Annotated in this window: 10 protein-coding genes and 3 tRNA genes; 5 read left to right on the top strand and 8 right to left on the bottom strand. The window is 72.9% G+C overall.

Annotated features, from left to right (window positions below; translation table 11 throughout):
- Positions 1–26 precede the first annotated feature (26 nt).
- Positions 27–1586, bottom strand: a complete 1560-nt coding sequence (gene purF / locus ADL22_RS20980; protein ID WP_066981822.1) for an amidophosphoribosyltransferase — start codon at positions 1584–1586, stop codon at positions 27–29.
- A 543-nt stretch (positions 1587–2129) separates the two neighbouring features.
- Between purF and ADL22_RS20975 the strand changes: the two genes are divergently transcribed.
- Positions 2130–3686 (top strand): sulfatase, encoded by a 1557-nt coding sequence (locus ADL22_RS20975; RefSeq protein ID WP_079064298.1) that lies wholly within the window; start codon positions 2130–2132, stop codon positions 3684–3686.
- A gap of 71 nt (positions 3687–3757) precedes the next feature.
- On the opposite strand, the gene ADL22_RS20970 is transcribed toward ADL22_RS20975, so the two are convergent.
- The 5 genes from ADL22_RS20970 to purS all read right to left on the bottom strand — a co-directional run bounded on the left by ADL22_RS20970 (position 3758) and on the right by purS (position 8920).
- A complete protein-coding gene (locus tag ADL22_RS20970) occupies positions 3758–4555 on the bottom strand; it encodes a sterol carrier family protein (protein ID WP_066981819.1) in 798 nt (265 codons plus the stop codon).
- Between the two features lie 9 nt (positions 4556–4564).
- Positions 4565–5497: a M23 family metallopeptidase gene (locus tag ADL22_RS20965; protein ID WP_066981869.1), complete on the bottom strand. Its 933-nt coding sequence runs from the start codon at positions 5495–5497 to the stop codon at positions 4565–4567.
- A 173-nt stretch (positions 5498–5670) separates the two neighbouring features.
- The gene (gene purL, locus ADL22_RS20960) at positions 5671–7956 is read right to left on the bottom strand and encodes a phosphoribosylformylglycinamidine synthase subunit PurL (RefSeq protein WP_066981816.1); all 2286 of its coding nucleotides are present in this window, start codon (positions 7954–7956) and stop codon (positions 5671–5673) included.
- Positions 7956–8660, bottom strand: a complete 705-nt coding sequence (purQ, locus tag ADL22_RS20955) for a phosphoribosylformylglycinamidine synthase subunit PurQ (RefSeq protein WP_066981812.1) — start codon at positions 8658–8660, stop codon at positions 7956–7958. The genes purL and purQ overlap by 1 nt, the downstream gene beginning before the upstream one ends.
- Positions 8657–8920 (bottom strand): phosphoribosylformylglycinamidine synthase subunit PurS, encoded by a 264-nt coding sequence (purS, locus tag ADL22_RS20950; RefSeq protein ID WP_066981809.1) that lies wholly within the window; start codon positions 8918–8920, stop codon positions 8657–8659. The genes purQ and purS overlap by 4 nt, the downstream gene beginning before the upstream one ends.
- 299 nt (positions 8921–9219) lie before the next feature.
- Between purS and ADL22_RS20945 the strand changes: the two genes are divergently transcribed.
- The 4 genes from ADL22_RS20945 to ADL22_RS20930 all read left to right on the top strand — a co-directional run bounded on the left by ADL22_RS20945 (position 9220) and on the right by ADL22_RS20930 (position 10377).
- The gene (locus ADL22_RS20945; protein ID WP_066981807.1) at positions 9220–9540 is read left to right on the top strand and encodes a histone-like nucleoid-structuring protein Lsr2; all 321 of its coding nucleotides are present in this window, start codon (positions 9220–9222) and stop codon (positions 9538–9540) included.
- Positions 9541–9660: 120 nt separating this feature from the next.
- Positions 9661–9732, top strand: a tRNA-Gly gene (locus tag ADL22_RS20940).
- A gap of 73 nt (positions 9733–9805) precedes the next feature.
- Positions 9806–9878: transfer RNA gene (locus ADL22_RS20935), tRNA-Gly, on the top strand.
- 426 nt (positions 9879–10304) lie between these two features.
- Positions 10305–10377: transfer RNA gene (locus ADL22_RS20930), tRNA-Gly, on the top strand.
- A gap of 52 nt (positions 10378–10429) precedes the next feature.
- Here the strand turns inward: ADL22_RS20930 and ADL22_RS20925 are convergent.
- Positions 10430–11329, bottom strand: a complete 900-nt coding sequence (locus ADL22_RS20925; protein WP_066981804.1) for a phosphoribosylaminoimidazolesuccinocarboxamide synthase — start codon at positions 11327–11329, stop codon at positions 10430–10432.
- A gap of 134 nt (positions 11330–11463) precedes the next feature.
- Positions 11464–12945 carry a N,N-dimethylformamidase beta subunit family domain-containing protein gene (locus ADL22_RS20920; protein ID WP_066981801.1) on the bottom strand — a complete coding sequence of 494 codons (1482 nt, stop codon included), beginning with the start codon at positions 12943–12945 and terminating at the stop codon, positions 11464–11466.
- Positions 12946–13099: the final 154 nt, after the last annotated feature.

The raw sequence follows: 13099 nt of genomic DNA, 5'->3' as shown, positions 1-13099 counted from the left end.
CTTTCGTTCGGGTGGTGTGACGGGCTCTACGGGCGGCGCAGCGCGTCGGCGCCGCCGACCCCCGCGGTGAGCGTCCGGAGGCCGTCCACGTCGGACGTGGCCGGGACCTTGGTGCCGGGCTCCAGGAGGTGCTTGCCCAGCAGCTCCGGATCCGGGAGCGCCATCGGGTACTCGCCGTCGAAGCAGGCGCGGCACAGCTGCGGCTTGGCGATGGTGGTCGCCTCGACCATGCCGTCCAGGGAGATGTACGCCAGCGAATCGGCGCCCAGCGACTTGCCGATCTCCTCGACGCTCAGCCCGTTGGCGATCAGCTCCGCGCGGGTGGCGAAGTCGATGCCGAAGAAGCACGGCCACTTGATCGGCGGGGACGAGATCCGGATGTGGACCTCGGCGGCGCCGGCCTCGCGCAGCATCCGCACCAGGGCGCGCTGGGTGTTGCCGCGGACGATCGAGTCGTCCACGACCACCAGGCGCTTGCCGCGGATGACTTCCTTGAGCGGGTTGAGCTTGAGGCGGATGCCGAGCTGGCGGATGGTCTGCGAGGGCTGGATGAACGTCCGGCCGACGTAGGAGTTCTTCACCAGGCCGGAGCCGTAGGGGATGCCGCTGGCCTCGGCGTAGCCGACCGCGGCCGGGGTGCCGGACTCCGGGGTCGCTATCACCAGGTCCGCGTCGGCGGGCGCCTCGGCGGCCAGCTTGCGGCCCATCTCCACCCGGGAGAGGTAGACGTTGCGGCCCGCGATGTCGGTGTCGGGGCGGGCGAGGTAGACGTACTCGAAGACGCAGCCCTTGGGGCGGGCCTCGGCGAAGCGCGAGCTGCGCAGGCCGTCCTCGTCCACGGCGATCAGCTCGCCGGGCTCGATCTCCCGGACGAAGCTGGCGCCGACGATGTCCAGGGCGGCGGTCTCGGAGGCCACCACCCAGCCGCGCTCCAGGCGGCCGAGGACCAGCGGGCGGATGCCCTGCGGGTCGCGGGCGGCGTAGAGGGTCTGCTCGTCCATGAAGCAGAGCGAGAAGGCGCCCATGACCTTCGGCAGGACGCGGGGCGCGGCCTCCTCGACGGTCAGCGGCTTGCCGTCCTCGTCGACCTGGCCGGCCAGCAGGGCGGTGACCAGGTCGGTGTCGTTGGTCGCCGCGACCTGGGTGGCCCGGCCGCCCTCGCGGGGCAGCGCGGCGACCATCTTGGCCAGTTCGGCGGTGTTGACCAGATTGCCGTTGTGGCCGAGCGCGATGGATCCGTGCGCGGTGGCGCGGAACGTCGGCTGCGCGTTCTCCCACACCGAGGCACCGGTGGTGGAGTAGCGGGCATGGCCCACGGCGATATGGCCCTGGAGGGAGCTGAGGGAGGTTTCGTCGAAGACCTGGGAAACCAGGCCCATGTCCTTGAAGACGAGGATTTGGGAGCCGTTGCTCACCGCGATGCCCGCGGACTCCTGTCCACGGTGCTGCAGCGCGTACAGCCCGAAGTAGGTGAGTTTGGCGACCTCTTCTCCCGGGGCCCAGACACCGAAGACGCCGCAGGCGTCCTGGGGGCCCTTCTCACCGGGGAGCAGGTCGTGGTTGAGTCGTCCGTCACCACGTGGCACGTTCCAGAGTCTAGGGCAGGTCGCGGATTCATCCGAACCGGGGATGGGCGGGGAGCTGGAGGAGTGCATGAACGGCGCGTTAAGCGTGCTTGACGTGCCCACGGCCGCGCGGCCAGGATTCCTGCCCATGCAGACCCCGCCGCCCCTGGCGCGCCCGGCGTGCCACCGGGTGCCCCGCCGCACACCGCGCCTGGTGTGCCGCCGCCATGTCGACCTCGGTCGGCTGGCCAGCGCCGTCTGTCGCCGCGGCTGATCCGGGCGGCCGGGCGCTCCGGCCGCCGCCGCGCCGCCGGTCCCGCCGTCAGCCGCTGCCTTCGCCGGTGCCGCTGACCGCCGCTCCCGCCGCCGCACGAGCCGCACTTTCCCGCTTCCCCCCCGCACCTCCGCCAGGGCCGTTCGGCCTGATCCGCCGCGTATGCCGGATCCGTGCCGTCCCTGGCCGGTGTGACATTCGCGACGCCCGGCCGCCTCCCGCCGTCCCCGGGGGCCGGTGCGCCGCGCCCGTACGGCCCCCTTGCCCTACTCCTCTGGAGAGCCGCCACGATGACCTCCGCCGATCCTTCCCAGCCGACCGGTCACGCCGATCCGTCCGGTCCGTCCGGTTCATCCGGCCCTTCCGGCCCTTCCGGCCCGTCACCCGCCGCTTCGTCCCGGCCGGCGCCGGGCCTGTCCCGGCGGGCCTTCGGCGGGCTCGCCGGGGCGGCCGCCGCCGCGGGCGGACTGGGCGCGCTGGCCGGTGCGCCGGCCGCCGCTGCCGCCGCGCCCGCCCCGGTGCTGCCCGCCGAGCGCCCGTTCAAGGCCGCCCCGGGCCGCCGCTCCCGGCGCCCCAACATCCTCTTCATCCTCGGCGACGACCTGGGCTGGGCCGACCTGTCCTCGTACGGGGCGTCCGGTATCCGGACACCGCATCTGGACCGGCTGGCCCGGCAGGGCGTCCGCTTCACCCAGGCGTACTCCGGGTCGGCGACCTGCTCCCCCACCCGCTTCTCGCTGTACACCGGCCGCTACCCGGGCCGGACCGCGGGCGGGCTGGCCGAGCCGATCGCCGACCGCGGCGCGGGCCTGGACCCGGGCCACCCCACACTCGCCTCGCTGCTGCGGGACACCGGCTACGCCACCGCGCTGATCGGCAAGTGGCACTGCGGCTACCTGCCGGACCACAGCCCGACCAAATCCGGCTGGGACACCTTCTTCGGCAACTTCGGCGGCGCGCTGGAGTACTACTCCAAGCTGGGGCTGGCCGGGGAGTACGACCTCTACGAGGGCGACGCGGAGTACAAGGACCTGCGGTATTACACCCGGATCCTCACCGAGCGGGCGGTGGAGTACGTCACCGGGGCCGGGCGGGCGGACGGCGGGCGCGGCGGCGGCCGGCCCTGGCTGCTGAACCTCAACTACACGACGCCGCACTGGCCGTGGATCGCGGAGGGCGACACCGAGGAGAGCGCCGAGCTCGTCCGCCGGATCAAGGCCGGCGACCGGCGGGCCCTCTTCCACGAGGACGGCGGTTCGCTGGAAAAGTACCGGGAGATGGTCGAGGACCTGGACCGCTCGGTCGGCGAGGTGCTGGCCGCGCTGCGCCGCTCCGGGCAGGAGGAGGACACCCTGGTCTTCTTCGCCAGCGACAACGGCGGGGAGCGCTGGTCGTACAACTGGCCGCTCTCCGGGGAGAAGGCGTCGCTCCAGGAGGGCGGGATACGCGTGCCGACGATCGTGCGCTGGCCGGCCCGGATCGACCCGGGGCAGGTCAGCCACGAGCCGGTCTTCACCCCGGACTGGACGGCCACCCTCCTGGAGCTGGCGGGCGCCCGCCCGGACCGCCGCTACCCGCTGGACGGGACGAGCCTGGCCGGCTATCTGCTGCGCGGGGAGCGGCTGCCCGAACGGGACCTCTTCTGGCGGGTGCGCGGCGAACGGGCGCTGCGGCGCGGCGACTGGAAGTACTACCGCGGGCGCGGCGGGCGGGACCAGCTCTTCGACCTCGCCACCGACCCGCGGGAGCAGGCCGACCGGGCCGGGCACGAGAAGGAGCTGCTGGCCCGGCTGCGGGCCTCCTGGGAGGCGGTGGACCGGACGCTGCTGCCGTATCCGGCCGGCTGACCGGCCGCCGCCGGCTCGGCCGGGCCGCGGGCCGGCGCCGTCCCGGGGGAGCGCCCGGCCGCGGCCCGGCGTCAGCCCATGACGGGCAGCAGGCCGCCGAGCCCGGCCCGCTCGCCGCTGGCGCTGACCGCCGCGGCGTCGACCGCCGCCGCCCAGTCCGTACGGCCGGTGGCCAGGCGTATCCACGTCAGCGGGTCGGTCTCGACGACGTTGGGCGGTGTGCCGCGGGTGTGGCGGGGGCCCTCGACGCACTGCACCACGGCGAACGGCGGCACCCGGACCTCGACCGAGCCGCCGGGCGCCTTGGCGGCCAGCGCGTCGGCGAGCAACCGGACGGCGGTGGCCAGGGCCTGCCGGTCGTAGGGGATCTCCTGGCCGAGCGCGGCGGCCAAGTCGTCGGTGTGGACGACCAGTTCGACGCAGCGGGTGACGAGGTAGTCGGCGAGCAGCATGGCGCCCGGGCGGCACGGTATGACCCGGTCGCCGGGCTCGCCGTCCAGCGCCCGCGCGAACTCGCCGGCGGTGCGCTCCAGCAGCTCGGCCGGGTCGTGGGCCGCCGCCAGCGCCCGGACGTCCTCGTCGATGCCGGCGGCGTACCGCGCGGTGGCCGCGGGCCAGGCCGCCGGGGTGACCTCCGGGGCGGCTGGGGCGGGCAGCCGCAGGGCGCGCACCACGCTGCCGACCGCCATCGACAGATGGGCGGCCAGTTCGCGCACCGTCCAGTCGCCGAGCCGGGTGGGCAGCGCCAGCTGCTCCGGCGTCAGGGCCCCGACCGCCGTACGGACATGGGCGTACTGGGCCGTGACGGCGGCCCGGGTCTTGGCCGGGTCGTACCGGCGGGCGCGCGGCGGACGCGTGGCAGGAGACATACCGTCAGACTAGGCGGCACCACTGACATCGGACGCGGACCGCCCGGCCCCGGCCGGCGCGGCCTCCGGCGTGCCCCCGGCCTCCCCCGCCCCCGCCTCGAAAACCTCCCCGTTGCGCGGGACGCCGATGCCGTGCCAGGTGAACGGCAGGCCGTCGGCGGTCTCCGGGTCGCCGGTGGTCATCAGCTGGAAGTGGACGTGCGGTTCGGTGCTGTTGCCGGAGTTGCCGCAGGCGCCGAGGGTCTGCCCGGCGCGCACCCGGTCGCCGGGCCGGACGGTCAGCGAACCGCGCCGGACGTGGGCGTAGAGCGCGTACGTCCCGCCGCCCAGGTCGAGGACGACATGGTTGCCGATCATGCGGCGGGCGCCGCCCAGGGGGCGGATCATGCCCTCGGCCAGGAAGAAGTAGCCGAGCGCGAGCCAGGACGTGCGGGCGCGGTGGTCGCGCTGCCGGTCGTCGGCGCGGACGACGGTGGCGTCGGCGACGGCGGTCAGCGGCGCGCCGAAGGCCGGGAAGTCGCCGTTGGGGCGGGCGAGCGGCCACCAGCCGAAGCCGGGCCGGGCGCCGGGCTCCGGCTCGGCCACCAGGTCGATGGCGTACGCCTGCCCGTAGGCCCGGGTGCCGTGGCTGGGGATCCGGTCGGCCGGGCTGTTCAGCGCCTTCCAGCGGCCGGCCACCGGGGCCGCCACCGCCACCGGCCGCCCTCCGGGCGCGCACCCGGCGCCCCGCCCCCGGCGGTTCACCAGGGCCGTGACGGCCACCGAGAGGACGAACGGCACCCACGTCAGCCAGTACGGGACATCGATGAAGTGGCTCCCCACCACCAGCACGAAGAAGGCCAGCAGGCCGAGCCGGGCCAGCCCGTCGGCGGCCCTGCGCAGCGCGGCGGACCGCGCGGACGGCCCGCGCCCGGACGGCGCGCCGGTCGGCGGTGCGGACATGGACGGCATGACGTTCCCCCTGTGGTCGGCCGGTCGCCTCCAGATTACGTAGTTACGTAATGACGATCAACCCACCCGTGGGAGCGCGGGACCGGAAGCGGGACCGGAAAGCCGGAACGGCCCGCCGGGCACTCCTGGCGGGCCGCTCCCTCAGCCGTACAAGGGGGCCGGAACTAGCCGACCAGCCCCGGGATGGTGCCCTCGTGCGCCGTCCGCAGCTCCTCCAGCGGGAGGGCGAACTGCCCCTGCACCACCAGCGCGTCGCCGTCCACGACGCCGATCCGGGTGGCCGGCAGCCCGCGCGCCCCGCACATGTCGGTGAACCGCAGCTCCTCGCTGCGCGGCACCGCCACGATCGCCCGGCCCGCCGACTCCGAGAACAGGAAGACGAACGGGTCCAGCCCGTCCGGCACGACCAGCCGGGCGCCCTTGCCGCCGCGCAGGCAGGACTCCACCAGCGCCTGGACCAGCCCGCCGTCCGAGAGGTCGTGCGCGGCGTCGATCATGCCGTCGCGGGACGCGGAGATCAGGATCTCGGCGAGCAGCCGCTCCCGCTCCAGGTCGACCTTCGGCGGCAGCCCGCCGAGATGGTCGTGGACCACCTGCGACCAGGCCGAACCGCCCAGCTCCTCGCGGGTGTCACCGAGGAGGTAGACCAGCTGGCCCTCCTCCGCGAACGCCATCGGCGTGCGGCGGGTGACGTCGTCGATGACGCCGAGCACCGCGACCACCGGCGTCGGGTGGATGGCCGCCTCGCCGGTCTGGTTGTAGAGCGAGACGTTGCCGCCGGTGACCGGCGTGCCCAGCACCTGGCAGGCGTCGGCGAGACCGCGGGTGGCCTCGGCGAACTGCCACATCACCGCCGGGTCCTCCGGCGAGCCGAAGTTCAGGCAGTCGGAGACCGCGAGCGGCTTGGCGCCGGTGGCGGCGACATTGCGGTACGCCTCGGCCAGCGCCAGCTGCGCGCCGGTGTACGGGTCGAGCTTGGTGTACCGGCCGTTGCCGTCCGTGGCGACCGCGACGCCGAGGTTGGTCTCCTCGTCGATCCGCACCATGCCGGAGTCCTCCGGCTGCGCCAGCACGGTGTTGCCCTGCACGAAGCGGTCGTACTGGTCGGTGATCCACGCCTTGGACGCCTGGTTGGGCGAGCCGGCCAGCCGGAGCACCTGGGCGCGCAGCTCGTCCCCGTCCGCCGGACGCGGGAGCTTGGCCGCGTCGTCGGCCTGGAGCGCGTCCTGCCACTCCGGGCGGGCGTACGGCCGGTGGTACGTCGGGCCCTCGTGGGCGACCGAGCGCGGCGGGACGTCCACGATCTGCTCGCCGTGCCAGAAGATCTCCAGCCGCGAGCCGTCCGTCACCTCACCGATGACGGTGGCGATGACGTCCCACTTCTCGCAGATCTCCAGGAAGCGGTCGACCTTGTCCGGCTCGACGATCGCGCACATCCGCTCCTGCGACTCGCTCATCAGGATCTCCTCGGGGGAGAGCGAGGAGTCGCGCAGCGGAACGGTGTCCAGCTCGACCCGCATACCGCCGGAGCCGGCGCTGGCCAGCTCGCTGGTGGCGCAGGACAGCCCGGCGCCGCCGAGGTCCTGGATGCCGGCGACCAGCCGCTCCCGGAAGATCTCCAGGGTGCACTCGATGAGCAGCTTCTCCTGGAACGGGTCGCCTACCTGAACGGCGGGCCGCTTGGCGGGCTTGGTGTCATCGAACGTCTCGGAGGCCAGTACGGAGACGCCGCCGATGCCGTCGCCACCGGTGCGGGCGCCGTAGAGGATGACCTTGTTGCCGGCGCCGGACGCCTTGGCCAGGTGGATGTCCTCGTGCTTCATCACACCGACGCACAACGCGTTGACCAGCGGGTTGCCCTGGTAGCAGGGGTCGAAGACGACCTCGCCGCCGATGTTGGGCAGGCCCAGGCAGTTGCCGTAGCCGCCGATGCCCGCGACGACGCCGGGCAGCACCCGCTTGGTGTCGGGGTGGTCGGCGGCGCCGAACCGCAGCGGGTCCATCACCGCGACCGGGCGGGCGCCCATGGCGAGGATGTCGCGGACGATGCCGCCGACGCCGGTGGCCGCGCCCTGGTAGGGCTCGATGTACGACGGGTGGTTGTGCGACTCGACCTTGAAGGTGACCGCGTAGCCCTGGCCGACGTCCACCACACCGGCGTTCTCCCCGATGCCGACGAGCAGCGCGTCGTTCTCGGGGGCCTTCTCGCCGAACTGCTTGAGGTGGACCTTGCTCGACTTGTACGAGCAGTGCTCGGACCACATGACCGAGTACATGGCCAGCTCGGCGCCGGTCGGCCGGCGGCCGAGGATCTCCCGGATCCGCGCGTACTCGTCCTCCTTGAGGCCGAGTTCGGCCCAGGGCTGGTCCGCGCCGGGGGTCTCGGTGGCGTGCTTGACGGTGTCGAGAGTGCGGGGGGACGGGGGCCGTTCCCCGGAAGAGGGCAGCATCAGACGTTGACCAGCTTCTTGAGGATCGAGGTGAAGAATCCGAGCCCGTCGGTGCGGCCGGTGCCGATCAGCGGCTCGACGGCGTGCTCGGGGTGCGGCATCAGGCCGACGACATTGCCCGCCTCATTGGTGATGCCGGCGATGTCGCGGAGCGAGCCGTTGGGGTTTCCGTAGCCCTCGGCGGCCGGGCCGCCGGTCGCGTAGCGGAAGGCCACCCGGCCCTCGGCCTCCAGCATGTCCAGCGTCCGCTCGTCGGCGACATAGCGGCCGTCGATGTTCTTCAGCGGAATGCTGATCTCCTGGCCCTCGGCGTAGTCGGCGGTCCAGGCGGTGGCGGCGTTCTCCACCCGCAGCTTCTGGTCGCGGCAGAGGAAATGCAGGTGATTGTTGCGCAGCATCGCGCCCGGCAGCAGGTGGGTCTCGGTGAGCACCTGGAAGCCGTTGCAGATGCCGAGCACCGGCATCCCGGCGCGGGCCTGTTCGAGCACGGTCTCCATCACCGGCGAGAACCGGGAGATCGCCCCGGCCCGCAGGTAGTCGCCGTACGAGAAGCCGCCGGGCAGGACCACGGCGTCGACCTGGTGGAGGTCCTTGTCGCGGTGCCACAGCGGCACCGCCTCGGCCCCCGCCGCCCGGACCGCGCGCTGGGTGTCGCGGTCGTCGAGCGTGCCGGGGAAGGTGACGACCCCGACCCGAGCGGTCATGACTCCGCCCGCACGGCGTCGTCGACCCGGACGGTGAAGTCCTCGATCACGGTGTTGGCGAGGAAGGTCCCGGCCATCTCATGGATGCGGGCGAGGGCGGCCTCGTCGAGGGGGCCCTCCACCTCAAGTTCGAAACGCTTGCCCTGACGGACATCGGCGATCCCCTCGAAGCCCAGGCGTGGCAGTGCGCGCTGCACCGCCTGCCCCTGCGGGTCGAGGATCTCCGGCTTGAGCATGACGTCGACTACGACGCGTGCCACTGGCACTCCCGGTGGTGTGGTGCGTAAGGCGGTGACCTCACAGTACCGTGTTCGAAAATCTACGCGCATAGATATACGGTGTGCCGGATCACGGCCGGGTATCGGCGCCGGCCCCGGCAGGAAAAATCTGCGAAAAGAACGGGGGGCCGGATTGCGGCAGGACACGCGGACGAAATTAAATGGGCTTCACAATGCAATGCCCATCGCTGTACAAATGAAAAAGCATTGATCCCAATCAGCCGGATCCGGAGCATCACCCCATGTCAACAAGGGGTAGCTCCACGAAAGGACCGATATCCGTGGCGCAGCGCGTAGTAGTGACGCTCTCCGATGACATCGACGGAGGAGAAGCCGCAGAGACGGTCATCTTCGGTTTGGACGGGAAGTCGTACGAGATCGACCTCAATCCCGCCAATGCGAAGAAACTGCGCGGTGCTCTCGCTCCGTACCTGGAGGCCGGCCGCAAGCGGGCCCGCTCGGGCAAGGCGTTCCACCGGACCGCGGTGACCGCCGACCCCGCGGCCGTCCGCGCCTGGGCCCGCTCCCACCACATGGACGTCCCGCCCCGCGGCCGCATCCCCAAGAAGGTCTACGAAGCCTTCAACGCGGCCAATGACTAACCGACTTGCCTGACGTCCGCGGGTCCGCACACCGCCGACTTGCACAGCACCCCTACTGATCAGCTAGAGTCTGGAGCACGCCGAGGGGCGAGGCCGGAAGGCCGGGCCCCGAGGAGTCACGCGGGTGTAGCTCAGTAGTAGAGCGCCCCCTTTCCAAGGGGGAGGCGCAGTGTGCAATCCCTGTCACCCGCTCTGGCAGTTCTACCGGTCCGAAGGATCAGGTAGAGTAGCTGTCGCGCCACTGGTGAAAGCCGAGTGGATGCCTGCGGACGTAGCTCAGTTGGTAGAGCGCAACCTTGCCAAGGTTGAGGTCGCGAGTTCGAGCCTCGTCGTCCGCTCAAGAGAAAAGGCCCCGGTCCTGATGGATCGGGGTCTTTGTCATTTCCGGGGTGTTCGGATTCCCGGGTGCGGGGTGGGTATCGCGCCTGTGAGTGGTGGATGTGGTGCCCGCGCGCGGTCGGTGTGGTGAGGGACACAGCGCCGGCGGTGGCGGCGGGAGCGGGGCGCGGCGGGGCCGGAGTCGTGCGCCGGGATGCGGGCCGCCAGCGCGCGGGCGAAACGGCCGGTGCGGGGCCGGAATTGGGGCGGGCGGCGGCGGGCCGGGGAGAGCGGGCCGGCGGCGAGCGCGGGGTGCCGGGGCGGCGCGCCTGCGGGGCCGGGCCCGGGGCCGTGGGCGAAGGCGTGCGTCCGGGGCCGGGAAGTTGGCTATAGTAGGGCTCGCACCGCGCGGTGGCGACCGGAACGGAAGCCCGCGCACGGAGCATGCGGACGTAGCTCAGTTGGTAGAGCGCAACCTTGCCAAGGTTGAGGTCGCGAGTTCGAGCCTCGTCGTCCGCTCAGAGAAAAGGCCCCGGTCCTCGTCGGACCGGGGCCTTTCGCGTCTCTCCGCTCAGGACCAGGGCAGGCCGGTCAGGCGCTCGTACGCCTCGACGTACTTGGCGCGGGTGCGGTCGACGACCTCCGGCGGAAGGGGCGGCGGGGGCAGCTCGCCGGTGCGGTCCCAGCCGGCGTCCGGCGAGGTCAGCCAGTCGCGGACGTACTGCTTGTCGAAGGACGGCTGGGGGCGGCCGGGCTGCCACCGGTCGGCGGGCCAGAAGCGCGAGGAGTCCGGTGTGAGGACCTCGTCGGCCAGCACCAGCCGGTCGCCGTCGAAGCCGAACTCGAACTTGGTGTCGGCGAGGATCAGACCGCGCTCGCGCGCGATGTCGCGGGCCCGGGAGTAGACGGCGAGGGTCAGCTGGCGGAGCCGGGCGGCGGTGTCGGCGCCGATCTGCCGGGCGACCTCCTCGTAGGAGACGTTCTCGTCGTGGTCGCCGACGGCGGCCTTGGTGGCCGGGGTGAAGATCGGCGCGGGGAGTTCGGAGCCGTCGGTCAGGCCCTCGGGCAGCGCCAGCCCGCAGACCGTGCGGGACTCGCGGTACTCGGCGAGGCCGGAGCCGGTGAGGTAGCCGCGGGCCACGCACTCCACCGGGACCATGGCCAGCGAGCGGCAGACCAGGGTGCGGCCGGCCCAGTCGGCGGGGGCGCCCTCGGGCAGCTCGGTGGACAGGACGTGGTGCGGGGCCAGGTCGGCGAGCTGGTCGAACCACCACAGGGACAGCTGCGTCAGCACCCGGCCCTTGTCGGGGATCTCGGTGGGGAGCACCCAGTCGTACGCCGACAGCCGGTCGCTGGCGACCATGACGAGGTCGCCGCCGGCGGTCCGGTAGAGGTCGCGGACCTTGCCGGTGTGCAGGTGGGTGAGCCCCGGGACCTGCACGGGCTCGGGCTTTTCTACGAATCCGGACACGCTGCCTCCGCGTAGGTTGATCCAGGAGTCGGGGTGATTCTCCCGTACGCGGGGCGGTGGCTCCGCCGCAGGGTCGGGCCGGCGGCGTCGGGCGGAGGCGCGGGCTCCGGGGCGGGCGGGCCGGGCCCCGGGGGTCAGTCGCGTTTGCAGATGCGGTCGAGGAGGTTGGCGGTGGCGCGCTGGACGCGCTGGTCGACGTGGCCGGGGCGGTCCAGGGCCGGGGACCAGGCGAACGTGCCGGAGGCGAAGACCAGGGCGCCGCTGGGCGCGCGGTAGAGCGAGGTCTCCTGGTGGCGGCGGGCGCCCTCGCCGTCGCGGTACGGGGAGTGCGCGAGCAGGATGCGGCGGGTGTGCTCGGGGAGGCTGGTGCGCGGGAAGTAGCGGTCGGCCTCGCCGGCGACCAGGCCGGGCAGCTCGTCGCCCTCGTGGGCGCCGGTGGCCTCCCACAGCCAGTGGCCGGCGTTGCGGACGACCAGGGGGGCGGGCTCGGGGACCCGGCCGGCGTACTGGATGCCCATCAGCCGCTGCTCCGGCTCGCCCAGCTCGCGCCAGAGGGCGGGGCGGCCGGGGCCCTGGCGTTTGCGGCAGCTGAGCAGGGAGTCCGGGCCGGCCGGCGAGGGGGCCAGCTCGACCTGCCAGTACATGGTGTTGGCGGAGAGGAAGACCAGGGACGTGCCGGCGTCCCGGGCGGCCGCGACCGTGCGGCGCATGGGGACCGACCAGTATTCGTCGTGGCCGGGGAAGACCAGGCCGCGGTAGCGGGTGGCGTCGACCCGGCCGGCGTGCAGATCGCGGGCGTCGGCGTAGGCGAGGTCGTAGCCGTAGCGCTCGGCCCAGCGGATGAAGTCGTAGGCGTGGCCGACGTGGAGGGGGAGGCCGGCGCCCGCGTAGGGGCGGTCGAAGGAGACGGTGGTGGCGGCGTCCTGCTCGCCGAGGAGGGCGCCCTTCTCGTCCCAGGCGTGGTAGAGGCTGGCGCCGGTGCGGCCGTCCTCGGGGTAGAGGTTGTACGCCTGCCAGGTGATGTCGGGGAGCAGCAGGAGGAGGTCGGCGGGCTCGTCGTCGCGGACGGTGAAGGGGATGTGGGAGCGGTAGCGGCCGTCGGCGGTGGTCAGGACGGCGACGTAGGCGCCGAGCCGCCAGTACGCGGGGACCTGGAGGCGCCAGGAGAGCCACCAGTGGTGGCAGGAGACCGTGCGGCCGACGAGCAGCGGGGCGGGCTGGACGATGCCGGCCAGGCGGGGGCTGGTGGTGATCTTGGCGGCGCCGGCCCCGGCGTAGTGGCCGATGCGGTAGACGTCGATGCTGAACGCCTGCGGGGGGTCGACCGAGACCCGGAAGTCGATGGCCTCCCCGGGGGCCACCGCGCCGGGGACGGCGAAGCCCTTGATCTGGCGGTGGACGTCGTCGGCGGTGCGCGGGCCGTTGTGCTTGCGCGGCGCGGGCAGCCGCAGATCGCCGTGGGCGACCGACGGGTCGACGTACCAGGGGATGATCCGGCCGGAGTCGAAGTAGTTCTCGCTGCCGCGCAGCCAGGGCAGCGGGCCCTGGCCGAACGGGTCCGTGACCGCGTGGGCGAGGGCACCCGACTCCCAGCGCCTGATCTGTTCCGTCGCCACCTTCCACTCCCCTCCCGCGTCCCCCAATGGCCGCGGCCGACCGGGCCTTACCCATCCCCCAGCACATCACATTACGCACCCACTTCGTCACCCTTCGTCGTGAATTTAGGTGCCCTTGCCCCGAAGCACGAACTGGAAGGGAACATTCAGCCGG

The sequence above is a fragment of the Streptomyces sp. NRRL F-4489 genome (assembly GCF_001509485.1).
GTDB lineage: Bacteria > Actinomycetota > Actinomycetes > Streptomycetales > Streptomycetaceae > Streptomyces.
This window is presented reverse-complemented; position numbering and strand designations above follow the sequence as displayed.

Bases quoted from the DNA above. Each gene is read 5' to 3' on its own strand.
- ADL22_RS20975 (WP_079064298.1), top strand. From the start codon at position 2,130: ATGACCTCCGCCGATCCTTCCCAGCCGACCGGTCACGCCGATCCGTCC.
- ADL22_RS20970 (WP_066981819.1), bottom strand. From the start codon at position 4,555: ATGTCTCCTGCCACGCGTCCGCCGCGCGCCCGCCGGTACGACCCGGCC.
- ADL22_RS20965 (WP_066981869.1), bottom strand. From the start codon at position 5,497: ATGTCCGCACCGCCGACCGGCGCGCCGTCCGGGCGCGGGCCGTCCGCG.
- purL (WP_066981816.1), bottom strand. From the start codon at position 7,956: ATGCTGCCCTCTTCCGGGGAACGGCCCCCGTCCCCCCGCACTCTCGAC.
- purQ (WP_066981812.1), bottom strand. From the start codon at position 8,660: ATGACCGCTCGGGTCGGGGTCGTCACCTTCCCCGGCACGCTCGACGAC.